Below are 15,709 nucleotides of genomic sequence, written 5' to 3' on the forward strand. Positions count from 1 at the left end.
TACGTATCGTTTCGTTAATTGGCAAATACATGCCATCGGGCGCCTGCCGTGAATCATAAGCATCAAATGGAAAATACCGTCGCCGCCGCCGCCGTCCGGCAGGCTGCTCCCGCCCTGGTCCTGACCCTGGCGATCGCAACCGGGGCCATCGTCGGCAATCTCTATTATGCCCAGCCTTTGGTCGCCAAGATCGCGCCGGCGATCGGCATAGGCCCGGATCTCGCCGGCGCCATCGTCAGCCTCACCCAGATCGGTTACGGCCTCGGGCTCATCCTGCTGGTGCCTCTGGCCGATCTCGTCGAAAACAAGGTCCTGGCCCTGGCGACGCTCGTTTGCGCGGCTGCCAGCCTGCTCCTCGCGGCGGGTGCGCAAGGCGCCGTGGCCTTCCTGTTCGCATCGCTCGCCATCGGCATATTCTCGGCCGGCGCCCAGATCCTGGTGCCGTTCATCACGCATTTCGTTCCGCCCGAGCGCCGTGGCCGCGCGGTCGGCCTGGTGATGGCCGGTCTGATCACCGGCATCATGCTGGCAAGGCCGGCTGCGCTTTTCGTGGCGGCCTATCTGGATTGGCGGGCGGTCTTCCTCGCATCCGCCGTGCTGATGATCGGGATCGGCGCTGTCCTGTGGCGCATGATGCCACGCTATCAGCCATCTGGCACCAGCCATTACGGGGCCGTGCTGGCCTCTCTGCCCGGCCTGGTGCGGAACACGCCGATCCTGCGCCGCCGCGCCCTCTATCAGATGCTGCTGTTCTGCGCCTTCAACCTGTTCTGGACCGCAGCGCCGCTGATGCTGACGGAACGGTTCGGCATGTCCGACTATGCGATCGGGCTCTTCGCCCTTGCCGGGGCGGGTGGGGCCCTGGCCGCGCCGCTGGCGGGACGCCTTGCCGATCATGGGCATGGCCGCATGGCGACCTATGGCGCGATGGCGGCCCTGGCGCTGGCCTTTCTCGCAACGGCCCTTGGCGAACACACCCTGTCGCTTCTGGTGCTGATCGTCGCGACGCTGGTCATCGACGCGGCGGTGCAGACCAACCAGATCGTCAGCCAGCGCACCATCTTCTCGACGGCTCCAGCTGTTCGGGCGCGCATCAATGCCCTCTACATGACGACGGTGTTCATCGGCGGAGCCTTGGGGTCGCTGATGGGTACGCTGACATACCATGCCGGTGGCTGGGTGCTCACGGCCGCGACCGGCGCCGTACTCGGCATTGCCGGTCTGGTTGCCTTCGCAACGGAACGGCTCGAGCATCGCCCTCCTGACGAAGGAGGGCCGCGATAGCGGCTAGCCGCTCTTGCGCAGCAGCTTGCCCAGCGTGCCGGCGATGCCATCGCGGAAGGCGAGCACGCAGATGACGAAGACGGCGCCCTGGGCCACCGTCACCCAGGAGCCCAGCGGGGCGAGATAATGTTCCATCGTCACCACGACGAGGGCGCCGAGCATGGGGCCGAACAGAGTGCCGGTGCCGCCAACCAGCGCCATCAGCACCACCAGGCCGGACATGGTCCAATGGACGTCCGTGAGCGAGGCGATGCGCACCACCAGCGCCTTGGTGGCGCCGGCGACGCCGGCCAGAGTTGCCGAAAGCACGAACATCAGGAGCTTGAAGCGTTCTGCGTCATAGCCCAGCGAAAGGGAGCGGGGTTCGTTGTCGCGGATTGCCTTCATCACCTGGCCAAAGGGCGAGTGCACGATGCGGTGAATGGCGAACAACCCCGCCAGCACGATCACGGCGACCAGGATATAGAGGACGCGGTCGTCGGAAAGGTCGATCGCACCGAAAAGCCTGCCCCGCGGCACGCCCTGAATGCCATCCTCGCCACCGGTGAAGTCGGCCTGGGTGGCATAGAATTGCACCATCTGCGCCAGGCCGAGCGTGATCATGGCGAAATAGATGCCCTGGCGGCGGATGGCGAGCGCCCCGACCACCAGGCCGAGCAGAGCCGCCACTACGGCGCCCGAGAGGATGGCGAGCTCGGGTGTCAGTCCCCAGACCTTGGCGGCATGGGCACAGACATAGCTCGCCAGGCCGAAAAAGGCGGCATGACCGAAGGAGAGCAGGCCGCCATAGCCGAGCAGCAGATTGAAGGCGCAGGCGAACAGGCCGAAGCACAGCACCTGCATGACGAAGAAAGGATAGGCCACGAACGGCGCCACGGCGATCAGTGCCACCATGGCCAGAGCGACGAAGCGCTCGTCCCTGACGAGGCTGGGGAGGGAGAGGGAGCCGGCCATCACGAAGACCTTCCGAACAGGCCGGCAGGGCGTACCAGCAGCACAAGCACCATCACCACGAAGACCACCACCGAGGAGGCCTGCTGGTAGAAATTATTGACGACGCCTTCGATCAGGCCGAGCAGGAAACCGGTAATGATCGAGCCCATGATGGACCCCATGCCGCCGATCACCACCACGGCGAACACCACGATGATGCGGTCGGCGCCCATATTGGGGCTGACATTGGTGGTGGTCGCAGCCAGCACGCCGGCAAGTCCGGCGAGGGCGACGCCGAAGCCGTAGGTGAGCGTCCGCAGGCGCGGCACGTTGATGCCGAAGGCTTCGACCAGAGTGGGATTCTCGGTGGCCGCACGCAGATAGGCGCCGATTTTCGTCTTCTCGATCACCAGCCAGGTGGCGAGGCAGATGGCGAGCGAGAAGGCGATGACGAAGACACGGCTCTTGGGCAGGAACATGAAGCCGAGATTGACGGCTCCCGTGAGCGAGGGGGGCGTGCTGTAGGGCACGCCCGAGACGCCATAATAATTGCGGAAGACACCCTGGATGATCAGCGCCAGGCCGAAAGTGAGCAGCAGGCCATAGAGGTGATCGAGTTTGTATATCCTGGAAATGAAGACCCGCTCGATGGCGATGCCGACCAGGCCGACGCCGAGCGGTGCGAGGACGAGCGCCGGCCAGAAGCCGATGCCGGCATAGTTGAGCAGCATCCACGCCGCGAAGGCCCCCATCATGTAGAGGGCGCCATGGGCGAAATTGATGACGTTGAGCAGGCCGAAGATGATGGCAAGGCCCAGGCTGAGCAAAGCATAGAAGGACCCGTTGATCAGGCCCAGCGCGAGCTGGGCCATGATACCTTGCAGGGGAATGCCGAAAATCGTCGTCACCTTATGGGTCCTTCAGCGCGAGGGTGCGTGGAGTGCCATTCATTGTTGGGCCGCGGAACCTCTCAGTCCCTCCACCCCACACCCGGAACTCACTTCACCAGCGGGCAGCCGGCCTTGTCCATGGGCTGGAAGGCCTCGGCGGCGGGGATGGTGGCGAGCAGCTTGTAGTAGTCCCACGGTCCCTTGGATTCGTCGGGCTTCTTGACCTGGAACAGATACATGTCGTGGGTCACGCGCCCGTCCTTGCGCACTTCGCCCTTGCCGAACAGGGGATCATCGGTGGGTGTCGCCTTCATCTTGGCCATCACTGCCGCAGCGTCCTTGCTCTTGGCCGCCTCGATGGCCTTGAGATAATGCAGGACGCCGGCATAGACGCCGGCATGCACCATGGTCGGCATCTTGCCGCCGCTCTGTTCGGCGAAGCGCTTGGACCAGGCACGGGTGCCGTCGTTGAGATCCCAGTAGAAGGCTTCCGTCAGAACCAGGCCCTGGGCCGCCTGCAGGCCGAGCGCATGGACGTCGGAGATGAAGATCAGCAGGCCCGCCAAGCTCTGGCCGCCCTGGGTGATGCCGAATTCGGCGGCCTGCTTGATGGCGTTGACGGTGTCGCCGCCGGCATTGGCAAGGCCGATCACCTTGGCGCCGGAGGACTGGGCCTGCAGCAGGAAGGAGGAGAAGTCGGAAGTCGGGAAGGGGGCCTTGATCGAGCCGAGCACCTTGCCGCCAGCAGCCGTGACGATGGCGGTCGCATTCTCTTCCAGCGACTTGCCGAAGGCGTAGTCGGCGGTGATGAAGAACCAGCTGTCGCCGCCCTGCTTGACCATGGCGCCGCCGGTGCCCTTGGCCAGGGCATAGGTGTCATAGGTCCACATCAGCGTGTTGGGCGTGCATTGCTTGCCGGCGATCTCGGTGGACCCGGCGCCGGAATCGATGAAGATCTTGTTCTTTTCCTTGGTGACCTGGCTGACGGCGAGCGCCACCGAGGAAGTCGGCACGTCGAAGATGGCATCGACGCCGTCCTGATCGTACCATTGCCGGGCGATGCCGGCCCCGATATCGGGCTTGTTCTGGTGGTCGGCCGAGACGATCTCGACTTTCAGGCCTTTCTCGGCGGCCTTGAAGTCTTCGACCGCCATCTTGGCGGCGATCACCGAGCCCTCGCCGGAGAGGTCGGCATAGACGCCCGAACGGTCGTTGAGGATGCCGAGCTTGACCGCGATGTCCTCGGCGCTGGCCGGCCCCAGCGCCGAGCCCGCGAAGACCGCGGCGAGGGCTGCTGCTGCGAGCAGGGTCCGTTTTGAAATCATAAGCGTCTCCCGTTCAGCTTCTTGATTGGCGTCACACGCCCAGATAGGCGTGCAACTTGTCGCTGTTGGCTTCCAGCTCGGCATTGGGGATCATGTCGATCACCTTGCCCTGCTCGACGACATAGTGGCGGTCCGCCACTGTCGAGGCGAAGCGGAAATTCTGTTCGACCAGGATGATGGTGAAGCCGCGCTGCTTGAGGCTGGCGATGGTGTGCCCGATCTGCTCGACGATCACCGGCGCGAGCCCTTCGGTGGGTTCGTCGAGCAGCAGCAGGTTGGCGCCGGTGCGCAGGATGCGGCCGATGGCCAGCATTTGCTGCTCGCCGCCCGAGAGCTTGGTGCCCTGGCTGGTGAGGCGCTGCTCGAGGTTGGGGAACAGGCTGAAGATCTCGGCCACGCTGAGGCCCCCGGGCTTGACCACCGGCGGCAGTTCGAGATTCTCCTTCACCGACAGGCTGGAGAAGATGCCGCGCTCTTCCGGGCAATAGCCGATGCCGAGCCGCGCGATGTGGCGGGAGCCGAGGCCGATGGTTTCCTGGCCGTCGAACCGGATCGAACCCTTGCGTTTGGCCATCACGCCGATGATCGATTTCATCGTGGTGGTCTTGCCCGCGCCGTTGCGGCCGAGCAGCGTCACCACCTCGCCGGCATTGACGTCGAAATCGATGCCGTGCAGCACATGGGACTCGCCATACCAGGCCTCCAGGCCGCGCACCCGAAGCAGGGGATCGGGCTTGTTCGAGGAATCAGGCATGGCCGCTCCCGATATAGGCCTCGACCACGCGCGGGTCGCCGGAGACGGTTTTGTAGTCGCCCTGCGCCAGCACCTTGCCGCGCGCCAGCACGGTGATGGTGTTGGAGAGGGTGGCGACCACCGAAAGATTGTGCTCGACCATCAAAATGGTGCGGCTTGCCGCGATCTTGCGGATCAGCTCGGTGGTGCGCTCGACATCCTCGTGGCCCATGCCGGCCATCGGCTCGTCGAGCAGTAGCATTTCCGGATCGAGCGCCAGCGTCGTCGCGAGTTCCAGGGCACGCTTGCGGCCATAGGAGAGTTCCTTGGCCGGCCTTGGGAGGAAGGATGACAGGCCGACACTGTCGGCGAGTTCGGCGGCTTCCTGGTTCAGCTCGGCGAGGATCCGTTGCGAGCGCCAGAAATCGTAGGAATGCCCGCGCCGGCGCTGCAGGGCGATGCGGATATTGTCGTTCACGCTCATTTCGCCGAACACGGCCGAAATCTGGAAGGACCTGACAAGGCCAAGCCGGGCCACGGCGGCCGGCTTCATGCCGGTAATGTCCTGCCCCTTATAGGTGATGCGTCCGGCGGACGGAGAGAGGAACTTGGTCAAGAGATTGAAACAGGTCGTCTTGCCGGCGCCGTTCGGACCGATCAGAGCATGGACCGTTCCGCGCAGGACCGAGAGATCGACGCCGTCGACTGCCCGGAATCCCCTGAAATCCTTGGTCAGGCCTTCGGCTTTCAGGACTGTATCTGTTGCCATCAAGCGGAGCGTTTCCCTGGGGCGTGTCGCCAGTTATGGGTTCGGGTTTGACGGGAGCTCACCGGCCAAAGCGCCCGCCGCTTCGCGGTGAGGTGAAAAATGGTCGTCTGCAGCGTCGCTTCGCTTGCCAAGACGAAAGTCTTGGCAGCGCTGGCTCCTCCCATCCAGCCATTTTTGACCTCATCAAACGCCAAACCATAACTGGCGACACGCCCTAGCGCTTCTAATCTTGCTTGGTTCTAGTCTTGGCTGTCCGGGCAAGCTTCGTCAATGGCGATATGGCATCATTACTGACGTTAAGATAGGCACCTGCATATGCGGCCGGGGATACAGGAATATGACGCAAGGTGGGGATGCGCTTGCCCGGGCGTGGTCGAAGGTGTACCGCGCGGCCATCGCGGGAATGTTCAGTACAGGTGGGTCGCAAGAGTTCCTGGGTCCACCGCTGCGGGCGATAGTTTTGCTTGCAATGTTTAGGATTAAGTGGTCAACTAAACAAATAAGCAAACTGCGAGCCGGCAGTTGCCGGCCGTCACAAGAGTGCGGGGCGGAGGCGTGGCAATGGACAGCCAAGCAAGAGAGCAGCTCATTCGCGCGGTTGCGGCAACCATATTCCAGCATTCCGAAGAACTCACCGCGCTCGATCAGGCGATCGGCGACGGCGATCATGGCCTGAATCTCAAGCGAGGCTTCGAAGCCGTCACAGCCGAGCTGCCCGGCCTTGCTGAAAAATCCTGGCCGGATCTGCTCAAGGCCGCCGGGATGGCGATGGTGATGAAGGTCGGCGGCGCGTCCGGCCCGCTCTTCGGTACCTTCTTCATGGAGCTGGGCAAGACGGTGGGGGCCGAGCCCGACAGGGCCGCGGTGGTCGCAGCCTTCGGCAAGGCCGTCGAGGCCGTGAAGGCGCGTGGCCGCTCGGAAGCCGGGCAGAAGACGCTGCTCGATGTCCTCGTCCCGGTCCAGGCCGCTCTTGCTGCCGGCGCCGATGCCGCCGCGATCAAGGCGGAGGCGATTGCCGCCGCCGACAAGACGGTGCCGATGCAGGCGATCCGCGGGCGTGCATCTTTCCTCGGCGAACGCTCCGTCGGCCATATGGACCCGGGCGCCCGATCCTCCTCGCTGATCATCGCCACGGTGGCGGACGAACTCAACAAGCAGGGGCTGATGCCATGACCGTGAGCCTGGTGATCGTATCGCATTCGCCCAAGGTCGCCGAAGGCGCCGCCGACATGGTCAGGCAGATGGTGGGCGACAGCGTCCGCGTCGCCTGGACGGGCGGCGACCCCGGCGGCGGGCTCGGCACCGACGTCGCCAGGATCATCGCCGCCATCGACAGTGTCTGGTCTGAGGAAGGCGTTGCCGTCCTCGTCGACCTGGGCGGTGCCGAAACCAATGCCGAGATGGCCGTCGAGATGCTCGACGAACACAAGCGCGACCTCGTGGTCATCTGCAATGCGCCGGTGGTGGAGGGAGCGGTCATCGCCGCGACCGAGGCTTCCGGCAATTCCTCACTGGCCGCGGTTCGCTCCGCTGCCGAAGATCTCTACGGATAGGATTGATATGCCGGACATGAACGGAGCATTGACGGGCAAGGCCGAGCTGACCAACGCAATCGGGCTGCATGCCAGGCCGAGCGTGAAGCTGACCCAGCTCGCCAAGAGCTTCCAGTCGAGCATCGAACTGGCCACCGATGCGGCGGGACCCTGGGTCGACGCCAAGAGCCCGGTCAAGGTGATGCGGGTGAAGGCGCCCAAGGGCACCGTGCTGCATTTCGCCGCGAACGGACCCGACGCAGAGGCGGCGCTGTCGGCCATTCTGGGACTGATCGAGGAAAAGTTCGGGGAAGAGTGACGATGCCGGAGCATTTTCCAGAAAAGTTGCTAGGCTTTTCGATCAAGAAAATGCGTCGAAACAAAGAGTTGAAGACGAATTGCGGTTTGGCGAGATCGCGATTCTCTTCAAAGGCTGGGGGCTGTCATGACTGAGCGGCGGATGACGGGACGTCCTGCCTCGCCGGGGCTGGCTTCCGGCCCTGTCTTCATGATCGGCAAGCCGAAGCTCCGGGCTGAGAAGGCTTCGGCAGCCCAGGAAGACGGCGAGACCATCCTGCGCAACGCCATCGATGCGGCGCTGGTCGATCTGGTGTCGCTGGTCGAGACGGTCGATGAAGAGGGGGCCGACATCATCGGCTTCCAGATCGCCATGCTCGAAGACGAAGCCCTGTCGGAGGGCGCCTTCGACGCGATCGCCGTCGGCGTGCCGCCTGTCCACGCCTGGCGTTCGGCCCTCGATGCGGAGATCGCCGATTACGAACGCAGCGAGGATGCCTATTTCCGCGCCCGCGGCACCGACCTTGCCGATATCCGCGACCGCGTGCTCGCCCATCTCAGCGGTGTGGCCGAAAGCGAGAAGGTGCCCCCGGGTTCCGTGCTGGTGGGCGAGGATCTGCCACCATCCCTGTTCCTGTCGGTCGACTGGAGCCGGGGCGGCGCGATCGCCCTGGGAGCAGGCTCGCCATCCTCCCATGTCGCCATGCTCGCCCGCAGCCGCCGCGTGCCGATGGTGACCGGGCTGGGTGTGCTCGGGGAGGCGAGCCAGGCCATCGTCGATGGGGCGGCGGGAACGGTGACCTTCGATCCCGACAGCGCCTCGCTCGCCGATTTCGGCCCGGCCCTCGCGCGCCGGCACGAGGCCGATGCCCGGGCGGAAACGATGAAGACCGAACCGGCGTTCCTGCCCAACGGCACCCGGGTCGACATCATGATCAACGTCGCTTCGCCGGATGACCTCAAAGGCATTTCGCCGGAGATCTGCGACGGCATCGGCCTGGTGCGCAGCGAGTTCCTGTTCGAGCCGGGGCGCCCCCTGCCGGACGAGGAGGCGCAATATGCCGCCTATGTCGCCATCGCCGCCTGGGCTGACGGCCGTCCGGTAACCATCCGCACCCTCGATGCCGGCGGCGACAAGCCGATCCCCGGGGTCACCAGCGACGGCGAATCCAATCCCTTCCTGGGCCTGCGCGGATTGCGGCTGTCCCTCGCGCGGCCGGAAACCTTCCGCGTCCAGCTCAGGGCCCTGGCCCGGGCCAGCCTGCATCATGAGATCCGCATCATGCTGCCAATGGTGACGGTGCCGGGAGAATTGGCCGAAGCGTCCGCCCTGCTTGACGAGGTGGTGGCCACCCTCATTGCCGAAGGCACGCCCTGCCGCCGGCCGCCGCTCGGCATCATGGTCGAAGTTCCCGCCGCCGCGCTCGGCGCCCTGCGCTTTCCCGCCGATTTCTATTCGATCGGCTCCAACGATCTGACGCAATACACCATGGCTGCCGCCCGTGACATCGCCGACGTCGCCGGCCTCAACGATGCCGGCGATCCGGCGGTGCTCGAATTGATGGCCCGCACGGTCGGGGCCGGCAAGGCACGCAAAGTCCCGGTTTCGATCTGCGGCGATGCCGCGGGCGAACTGCGCCTGGTGCCGAAGCTCATCGGTGTCGGCCTGACCTGCCTGTCCGTGCCGCCCGCTTTGGTGGGGGCCGTCAAGGCCGCAATCGCGGATCTCAAACATGTCTGATGCCCGCGATGCCAGCACGCGTTCGATAGCGGCCTACAAGGCGCTGCTGCGGCGCGCGCTGGACAATCGCCCTTCCGGCACGAGGCTGAAACTGGCGGCCGCTCTCGGCACCAACAGATCCTTCATTTCGCAGATCACCAATCCCGGCTACCCCATTCCGATCCCGGCCCAGCATCTCGACGTCATTTTCGAGGTCTGCCACCTCGCGCCGGCGGAGAGGGCGGAGTTCCTCGAGGCCTATCAGGCCGCCCATCCGGGCCGGACGCAGGCCCAGGGTAAGGCGGCACAGGGGCGCAGCCTGACGCTGACCCTGCCGGATCTCGGCGACGCCAGGCGCAACCAGGCGATGGACAAGGCTATTCTCGATTTCGTCGCGAGCCTGGTCCAGTACACGCGTACACTCGATCGCAAGAGCAGGGGGGAGGAGGAGCCGGCGCCGGATCAGCCATAGCATTTTGCTCGAGGCATTTTGCGATTTCACGGGATCGCCTGGAACCGCAAAAATGCATCGAAACAAAGAGTTACCGCGCAAATGCGGTTCTAGTTGAGTCCGGATATCGGTTCCTGCAGCGGCCCGATCAACGAATGAACGAAGGGAGGCCCATGGAATGAAAAAGCTCATCAATGCAGTCGACGACGTGCTGGCGCAGAGCCTGGATGGGTTCGCGGCGGCCCACGCCGACATCGTCACCTTGGCCGAGGAGCGCAAATTCGTGCGCCGCCGCCAGGTCAAGCCCGGCAAGGTGGCCCTGATTTCGGGCGGCGGGTCCGGCCATGAGCCGCTGCATGCCGGCTTCGTCGGCTTCGGCATGCTCGACGCCGCCTGCCCCGGGCAGGTCTTCACCTCGCCTACGCCTGACCAGATGATGGCGGCGGCCGAGGCCGTCGATGGCGGAGCGGGCACGCTCTATATCGTCAAGAACTACGAGGGCGACGTGATGAACTTCGCCATGGCGGCGGAGATGGCGTCCGGCCCGGTCGAAAGCCTGATCCTCGACGACGACGTCGCCGTGGAGAACTCGACCTGGACCACCGGCCGGCGCGGCGTCGCCGGCACGCTGATCGTCGAGAAGATCGTCGGCGCCGCTGCGGAGCGCGGTGACGATCTCGCCAGCCTCAAGGCGCTGGGTGCGCGCGTCAACAGCCATACGCGCTCGATGGGCGTGGCGCTCACCTCCTGCACCGTGCCGGCGGCCGGCAAGCCGACCTTCAGCCTCGGCGAGGACGAGATGGAGATGGGTGTCGGCATCCATGGCGAGCCCGGCCGGCGGCGGGTCAAGCTGGCTTCCGCCGATGCCATCGCCGAGGAGATGCTGGGCGCCATCGTCGGCGACCTCTCGCTGACTTCGGCCACCGAGGTGCTGCTCTTTGTCAACGGCTTCGGCGGCACGCCCCTGATGGAGCTCTATCTGATGCAGGATCGGGCACGCAAATGGCTCGACGGCAAGGGCATCAAGGTCGCCCGCTCGCTGACGGGTTCTTATGTGACCTCGCTCGACATGGCCGGCTGTTCGCTGACGCTGTCCGTGCTGGACGAGCAGGCCAAGGCGCTGTGGGACGCGCCGGTCCACACGCCGGCCCTGCGCTGGGGTATGTGAGGGACCGTAGACGTAAACCTGGCAAGGTGAGGCGCGGCCAGCCTTCCCGGCTTCGCGGGGAAGGCTGGTCGCGCCCCTATTGGAAAGGTTGTGACCTCAACCCGCCAGCACTTCCTCCGTCGAGGCAAGCTTGGCGTAGCCGAAGGCGAGCGAGGCCATTGCGGCGGCGTGGACCTGCGCCGCCGGCACGGTGACGCCACCGAATTCCAGATCCCGCGTGGCCGCCGCATCATGAGCGACCGTGACCGCATAGCCGAAATCGGCTGCCGCCCGCGTCGTCGCCTCGATGCACATATGGCTCATCGCGCCGGCTACCAGCACGTCGGTGACACCGGCATCGTCGAGCAGCTTCTTGAGTTCGGTCTGTCTGAAGGAGTTGGGAAAATTCTTGACGACGACCGGTTCGCCGGCGCGGTTGGCCACGGCCTGGTTGATCTCCGCCCCCGGGGTGCCGGCGACGAAGAAAGGGGCGTCCGGCCTGACCGCTTCATGGCGGACATGCACCACGAGTTCATTCTTGGCCCGGGCTGCCCCCAGGAGGCGCGCGGCATTGGCGGCCGCCGCCTCGATGCCGGCCAGGGTCCATTTGCCGCCCGGGAAATAGTCGTTCTGAATATCCACCAGGATCAAGGCGCGTTTGGACATGGGGTGTTTCTCCAGTTTCAAAAGACGTTGTGATTGCTGGAATAGGACGCCCGGGGCAGAATGCCGATTGGCACATGTGACAAAAATCAGGGCGAAAGTGACAAATGACGACGGCTCCTTCCGAGATCGGCCTGCTGGCCTATCCCGATGTTCAATTGGCCGCGCTCTATGGCCTCGCCGATCTGTTTTTCATCGCCGACAGGATCGCCCGGGAGCGCCGGGAGGCCGCCGGCCCGCTGCTGCGGGTAAGCCGCTGGGAGTGCGATGCCAATGGCCGGATTCACAATCGTGACGGTGCGGACAGTGCGATCCCGAGCATGATCATCGTGCCGCCGAGCCTGGCAAAGCCGCCGAGCGAGGCCTGGACCGCCAGCCTGGCAGCCTTTTTGCGCCGCTGTCACGCAGGCGGCAGCGTGCTGGCCTCCGTCTGCATCGGGGCGTTCCTGCTCGCCGAGACCGGGCTGCTGGACGGGCGTCAGGCGACCACCCATTGGAGTTATGCCGATGATCTCGCCGAGCGTTTCGACAAGGTCCGGGTGGATTCGGCCAAGATCGTGATCGACGACGGCGACATCATCACCGCCGCGGGATTGATGTCCTGGACCGATCTCGGCCTGAAGCTGGTGGAGAAACTGCTCGGAACCAGCGTGATGGTGGAGACGGGACGCGCCATGCTGGTCGACCCGCTGGGGCGCGAGCAGCGCCATTACAGCGTGTTTTCGCCTCGGCTCAACCATGGCGACGAGGCCATCCTTTCGGTTCAGCACTGGCTCCAGCAGGCCTATGCCGGCGAGGTCGACGTCAACGCCATGGCGGCCAAGGCAGGGCTGGAGCGACGCACCTTCCTGCGCCGCTTCGGCAAGGCGACCGGGCTCAGGCCGGTTGAATATTGCCAGCAATTGCGCGTTGCCAAGGCTCGCGACATGCTGGAGACGACCCGGCTTTCCTTCGACCGTATCGCCTGGAATGTCGGCTACGGCGATCCGGTCTCCTTCCGCAAGATCTTCGTGCGCACCATGGGATTGACCCCGGGCGACTATCGCCGCCGCTTCGGGGCGGTGTGAACTTGGGGTGTGTCACACCCGGACAAGTGTACTTCGGGGTACAGCGGCGGGATTTCGCGTCAACTATCAAGTTGGCAGCGAAGGTTCGGATTGTGCTCGGGGGATTGGCTGTGCGCAGGATCCGCATTCTGATCGCAGGGTTGCTTTTCTGGACTCTGCTCGGCCCCGCCCAGGCCGGTATCGCCGACGACATCTATGCCCAGGGCAAGTATGTGGAAGCCTTCGGGCTCTACAAGGTGCAAGCCGAAAAAGGCGATGCGGGTGCCCAGTTCAAGATCGCGATGATGCTTCATGAAGGCCAGGGCGTTGCGCGAGACAACGTCCAGGCCGCAGCCTGGATGCGCAGGGCCGCCGATCAAGGCAATGCCGATGCGCAATACGCTCTTGCCTCCCTCTATCGCAAGGGGGACGGCGTGCCCCAGGATTATGGCCAGGCCGCCTCCTGGTATCGCAAGGCTGCCGACCAGGGACACGCCGGGGCGCAAAATGACCTCGGCTTTCTCTATGTCAAAGGCTGGGGGGTACCACAGGATTTCGGCCAGGCCCTGCAACTGTTTCGCAAGGCGCTGGCGCGGGGGGATGCCGACGCTCAATTCAATCTCGGCACTCTCTACGAGCGCGGCCAGGGCGTGGCACGCAATAGTGCCCAGGCGGCTGCCCTTTTCCGCAGTGCCGCGGCACGGGATCATGTCAAGGCGCAGTTTGCGCTCGGCACCCTCTATGCCGAGGGGCGGCAGGGTTTGGCACAGGACTATGGCCAAGCCGCCTTCTGGTTCCGCCGTGCCGCCAACCGGGGCAACGCCGAGGCACAATACAGTCTCGGCCAGATGTATTTTCAAGGCAATGGCGTAACACGCAGCGACAGCCAGGCGGCCGATTGGTTCCGCAGGGCGGCAGACCAGAGCCTAGCCGCTGCGCAGAACAGTCTAGGTTTCCTTTATGCCGAGGGCCGGGGCGTGCGGCAGGAATTTGGGCAAGCTACCGCCTTCTTCGGCAAGGCCGCCGAGCAGGGGCATGTCGAGGCGCAGTTCAATCTTGGCCTCAGCTATGCCAAGGGCCTGGGCGTGCCTCAGGCCTTCGATCAGGCGGCCTTGTGGTATCGCAAGGCTGCGGATCAGGGCCATGCCGGTGCTCAAACCAATCTCGGCCTGCTCTATCACAATGGCCAGGGCGTGGCCCGGGACTACGAGCAGGCGGCAGCGTGGCTCGGTAAGGCGGCGGCCCAGGGGGATGCCGATGGCCAGAATAGTCTCGCCGCGCTCTATGTCGAGGGCCGGGGCGTCAAGCAGGACTATCGCCGGGCGGCCGACCTTCTCAGCAAGATCGCCGAAAAGGGGCACGCCGGAGCGCAATATAATCTAGGCTCCCTTTATGAAAAAGGGTTAGGTCTCGCCCAGGATTACGGACAGGCCGCGTTCTGGTTTCGCAAGGCAGCGGATCAAGGAGATGTGGGGGCACTCAACGAACTGGGTTCTCTCCATGCCTTGGGGTATGGAGTGGCGAGGGATTATGCCAAGGCTGCCGAACTCTTTCGTAAGGCCGCTGATCGAGGCCTTGCCAAGGCGCAGTATAATCTCGGTATTCTCTACTGCAGTGATGGGGGGATGCCACGAGATTATGGCCAGGCAGCCTTCTGGCTGAGCAAGGCTGCGGACCAGAACGATCTCAACGCCTTGGTGGACCTGGGCGTGCTTCATGCCAATGGCTGGGGGGTGAAGCAAGACTATGCCCGAGCCAGGGAGCTCTATCGCAAAGCCGCCGCTCAGGGCTTGGCCAGGGCGCAATATTATCTCGGCGATCTCTATGAGAACGGTCGCGGGGTGCCCCGCGACTATGTCCTGGCCGGCGACCTCTATCGCAAGGCGGCCGAGCAGGGCGATGCCGAAGCACAGAACAGACTGGGCATCCTTTACGCCAATGGCTGGGGCGTCACCCTGGACCTGGAACAGGCGGCCGCGCTCTACCGCAAAGCTGCCGAACAGGGCAATGCCAAGGGGCAGTTCAATCTCGGCACGGCTTATCTGCAAGGCAAGGGCGTCGCACGAAGCCAAGATGACGCGGCCCTCTGGTTTCGCAAGGCGGCCGAGCAAGGCGATCCCCTCGCCCTGAACGCCCAGGGTGTCCTCTATGTCAATGGATGGGGGGTGGCGCGGGACTATGCCCAGGCCGCGGCTCTTTTTCGCAAAGCCGCTGACCGGGGCAATGCCCAGGCGCAATTCAATCTCGGTCGCCTCTATGCCACCGGGCAGGGGGTGGGGCAGGACTATGCCCAGGCCGCAGCGCTCTATCGCAAGGCTGCCGACCAGGGTGACGTCGATGCACAGAACGACCTCGGGGCGTTCTATGTCTACGGCCAGGGCGTGGTACGGGACCCAGCGCAGGCCGCAGCGCTCTACCGCAAGGCAGCGGCCCAGGGCCATGTTACCGCACAGGTTAATCTCGCCGCCCTCTATGTCTACGGCCAGGGCGTTCCACAGGACTATTACCAGGCTGCCTTCTGGTTCGGTAAGGCAGCCATACAGGGTGACGCCGCTGGGTCGGACGGTCTCGGCACCCTCTATGCCAATGGCTGGGGCGTGCCGCAGGATTACGCCATGGCTGCTGACCTCTATCGCAAGGCTGCCGATCAGGGGCGTGCCAGCGCGCAATATGCGCTCGGCACCCTGTATGCGCGGGGGCTGGGTGTAGCCCGCGACAAGCAGCAGGCTTTGTTCTGGTTTGGCAAGGCTGCAGACCAGGGCCATACCAAGGCGAAGGCTGAGCTGCAGGCGGAAAAGTCGGCGGCACCGAAGCCCTGAAGCAAAGCCCGTAGATTTCCTGGCAAGCAAGGATAACTATACCTGCAACGGTGCAGGCGCCAGACGTTACAGCTGTAGTTAATCCGTCATATTCCAGCTT

General features: G+C 64.5%; 15 protein-coding genes. 9 read left to right on the forward strand and 6 right to left on the reverse strand.

All coding sequences use genetic code 11. The features are described from left to right. Nucleotides 1-66: 66 nt before the first annotated feature. Nucleotides 67-1,284 (forward strand): MFS transporter, encoded by a 1,218-nt coding sequence (locus tag J8I29_RS02325; RefSeq protein WP_209430479.1) that lies wholly within the window; start codon nt 67-69, stop codon nt 1,282-1,284. Nucleotides 1,285-1,287: 3 nt separating this feature from the next. Here the strand turns inward: J8I29_RS02325 and J8I29_RS02330 are convergent, their stop codons facing one another. The 5 genes from J8I29_RS02330 to J8I29_RS02350 all read right to left on the reverse strand — a co-directional run bounded on the left by J8I29_RS02330 (nt 1,288) and on the right by J8I29_RS02350 (nt 5,934). Beyond that, the gene (locus tag J8I29_RS02330; RefSeq protein WP_209430582.1) at nt 1,288-2,238 is read right to left on the reverse strand and encodes a branched-chain amino acid ABC transporter permease; all 951 of its coding nucleotides are present in this window, start codon (nt 2,236-2,238) and stop codon (nt 1,288-1,290) included. Beyond that, on the reverse strand, nt 2,238-3,125 hold the full coding sequence (locus tag J8I29_RS02335) for a branched-chain amino acid ABC transporter permease (protein ID WP_105861567.1): 888 nt from the start codon (nt 3,123-3,125) through the stop codon (nt 2,238-2,240). The genes J8I29_RS02330 and J8I29_RS02335 overlap by 1 nt, the downstream gene beginning before the upstream one ends. An 89-nt stretch (nt 3,126-3,214) precedes the next feature. Continuing rightward, nucleotides 3,215-4,432 carry an ABC transporter substrate-binding protein gene (locus J8I29_RS02340; RefSeq protein WP_105861568.1) on the reverse strand — a complete coding sequence of 406 codons (1,218 nt, stop codon included), beginning with the start codon at nt 4,430-4,432 and terminating at the stop codon, nt 3,215-3,217. 31 nt (nt 4,433-4,463) lie between these two features. After that, nucleotides 4,464-5,186, reverse strand: a complete 723-nt coding sequence (locus J8I29_RS02345) for an ABC transporter ATP-binding protein (protein ID WP_209430480.1) — start codon at nt 5,184-5,186, stop codon at nt 4,464-4,466. Next, nucleotides 5,179-5,934, reverse strand: a complete 756-nt coding sequence (locus J8I29_RS02350; protein WP_209430481.1) for an ABC transporter ATP-binding protein — start codon at nt 5,932-5,934, stop codon at nt 5,179-5,181. Before J8I29_RS02350 ends, J8I29_RS02345 begins: the two co-directional genes overlap by 8 nt. 561 nt (nt 5,935-6,495) lie before the next feature. Here J8I29_RS02350 and dhaL point away from each other — a divergent pair. The 6 genes from dhaL to dhaK all read left to right on the forward strand — a co-directional run bounded on the left by dhaL (nt 6,496) and on the right by dhaK (nt 11,102). Continuing rightward, nucleotides 6,496-7,107 carry a dihydroxyacetone kinase subunit DhaL gene (dhaL, locus tag J8I29_RS02355; RefSeq protein ID WP_105861571.1) on the forward strand — a complete coding sequence of 204 codons (612 nt, stop codon included), beginning with the start codon at nt 6,496-6,498 and terminating at the stop codon, nt 7,105-7,107. After that, nucleotides 7,104-7,487: a dihydroxyacetone kinase phosphoryl donor subunit DhaM gene (dhaM, locus tag J8I29_RS02360; RefSeq protein WP_209430482.1), complete on the forward strand. Its 384-nt coding sequence runs from the start codon at nt 7,104-7,106 to the stop codon at nt 7,485-7,487. Before dhaL ends, dhaM begins: the two co-directional genes overlap by 4 nt. 16 nt (nt 7,488-7,503) lie before the next feature. Further along, nucleotides 7,504-7,785: an HPr family phosphocarrier protein gene (locus J8I29_RS02365; protein ID WP_209430483.1), complete on the forward strand. Its 282-nt coding sequence runs from the start codon at nt 7,504-7,506 to the stop codon at nt 7,783-7,785. A 126-nt stretch (nt 7,786-7,911) separates the two neighbouring features. Further along, on the forward strand, nt 7,912-9,504 hold the full coding sequence (locus J8I29_RS02370) for a putative PEP-binding protein (protein ID WP_209430484.1): 1,593 nt from the start codon (nt 7,912-7,914) through the stop codon (nt 9,502-9,504). After that, nucleotides 9,497-9,955, forward strand: coding sequence for a hypothetical protein (locus J8I29_RS02375; RefSeq protein ID WP_209430485.1), 459 nt, complete (start codon nt 9,497-9,499; stop codon nt 9,953-9,955). The genes J8I29_RS02370 and J8I29_RS02375 overlap by 8 nt, the downstream gene beginning before the upstream one ends. A gap of 157 nt (nt 9,956-10,112) precedes the next feature. Further along, nucleotides 10,113-11,102 (forward strand): dihydroxyacetone kinase subunit DhaK, encoded by a 990-nt coding sequence (gene dhaK / locus J8I29_RS02380; protein WP_209430486.1) that lies wholly within the window; start codon nt 10,113-10,115, stop codon nt 11,100-11,102. A 96-nt stretch (nt 11,103-11,198) separates the two neighbouring features. Here dhaK and J8I29_RS02385 read toward each other — a convergent pair whose 3' ends face one another. Next, nucleotides 11,199-11,747, reverse strand: coding sequence for a cysteine hydrolase family protein (locus J8I29_RS02385; RefSeq protein ID WP_209430487.1), 549 nt, complete (start codon nt 11,745-11,747; stop codon nt 11,199-11,201). 104 nt (nt 11,748-11,851) lie between these two features. On the opposite strand from J8I29_RS02385, the gene J8I29_RS02390 reads away from it, so the two are divergent. Further along, entirely contained in the window at nt 11,852-12,811 is a 960-nt protein-coding gene (locus J8I29_RS02390) for a GlxA family transcriptional regulator (protein WP_209430488.1), read from the forward strand. Nucleotides 12,812-12,921: 110 nt separating this feature from the next. Continuing rightward, nucleotides 12,922-15,609: a tetratricopeptide repeat protein gene (locus J8I29_RS02395; protein WP_209430489.1), complete on the forward strand. Its 2,688-nt coding sequence runs from the start codon at nt 12,922-12,924 to the stop codon at nt 15,607-15,609. The last annotated feature ends 100 nt before the right edge of the window (nt 15,610-15,709 follow it).

Source organism: Labrys sp. LIt4, from assembly GCF_017813775.1.
Taxonomy (GTDB): Bacteria; Pseudomonadota; Alphaproteobacteria; order Rhizobiales; family Labraceae; genus Labrys; species Labrys okinawensis_A.

Excerpts from the sequence above, each read along its gene's own strand:
- J8I29_RS02325 (WP_209430479.1), top strand. The coding sequence starts at position 67 with ATGGAAAATACCGTCGCCGCCGCCGCCGTCCGGCAGGCTGCTCCCGCC.
- J8I29_RS02330 (WP_209430582.1), bottom strand. The coding sequence starts at position 2,238 with ATGGCCGGCTCCCTCTCCCTCCCCAGCCTCGTCAGGGACGAGCGCTTC.
- J8I29_RS02340 (WP_105861568.1), bottom strand. The coding sequence starts at position 4,432 with ATGATTTCAAAACGGACCCTGCTCGCAGCAGCAGCCCTCGCCGCGGTC.
- J8I29_RS02345 (WP_209430480.1), bottom strand. The coding sequence starts at position 5,186 with ATGCCTGATTCCTCGAACAAGCCCGATCCCCTGCTTCGGGTGCGCGGC.
- J8I29_RS02350 (WP_209430481.1), bottom strand. The coding sequence starts at position 5,934 with ATGGCAACAGATACAGTCCTGAAAGCCGAAGGCCTGACCAAGGATTTC.
- dhaL (WP_105861571.1), top strand. The coding sequence starts at position 6,496 with ATGGACAGCCAAGCAAGAGAGCAGCTCATTCGCGCGGTTGCGGCAACC.
- dhaM (WP_209430482.1), top strand. The coding sequence starts at position 7,104 with ATGACCGTGAGCCTGGTGATCGTATCGCATTCGCCCAAGGTCGCCGAA.
- J8I29_RS02365 (WP_209430483.1), top strand. The coding sequence starts at position 7,504 with ATGAACGGAGCATTGACGGGCAAGGCCGAGCTGACCAACGCAATCGGG.
- J8I29_RS02370 (WP_209430484.1), top strand. The coding sequence starts at position 7,912 with ATGACTGAGCGGCGGATGACGGGACGTCCTGCCTCGCCGGGGCTGGCT.
- J8I29_RS02375 (WP_209430485.1), top strand. The coding sequence starts at position 9,497 with ATGTCTGATGCCCGCGATGCCAGCACGCGTTCGATAGCGGCCTACAAG.
- dhaK (WP_209430486.1), top strand. The coding sequence starts at position 10,113 with ATGAAAAAGCTCATCAATGCAGTCGACGACGTGCTGGCGCAGAGCCTG.
- J8I29_RS02385 (WP_209430487.1), bottom strand. The coding sequence starts at position 11,747 with ATGTCCAAACGCGCCTTGATCCTGGTGGATATTCAGAACGACTATTTC.
- J8I29_RS02390 (WP_209430488.1), top strand. The coding sequence starts at position 11,852 with ATGACGACGGCTCCTTCCGAGATCGGCCTGCTGGCCTATCCCGATGTT.